This is a genomic window from Pseudomonas sp. SIMBA_068, assembly GCF_046534705.1.
Taxonomy (GTDB): domain Bacteria; phylum Pseudomonadota; class Gammaproteobacteria; order Pseudomonadales; family Pseudomonadaceae; genus Aquipseudomonas; species Aquipseudomonas putida.
On the sequence record NZ_JAWRYI010001154.1, the window covers coordinates 1 to 251 of the forward strand.

Below are 251 nucleotides of genomic sequence, written 5' to 3' on the forward strand. Positions count from 1 at the left end.
GTGGTAATGACATCGCTGCAGCTCTTCATTGGTCAGGCCGGAGTCTTCACGGCCGAACACCAAGGCGATTTCAGCGCCGCCAGCCGCCTCCTCCACCACTTTGGTGCCGCATTCACGCGGGTCCAGCAGTGGCCAAGGGATACGACGGTCACGCGCACTGGTGCCGAGCACCAGGTTGCAGCCAACCAAGGCGTCTTCCAAGGTGGCAACAACCTGGGCCTTTTCAAGAATGTCATTGGCGCCCGAAGCGC

The 251-nt window shown here is 61.4% G+C and carries 1 pseudogene; it reads right to left on the minus strand.

What is annotated here, in order from left to right:
* A pseudogene (locus SB756_RS33140) lies at positions 1 to 251 on the minus strand (tRNA (cytosine(32)/uridine(32)-2'-O)-methyltransferase TrmJ); the annotation flags it as partial.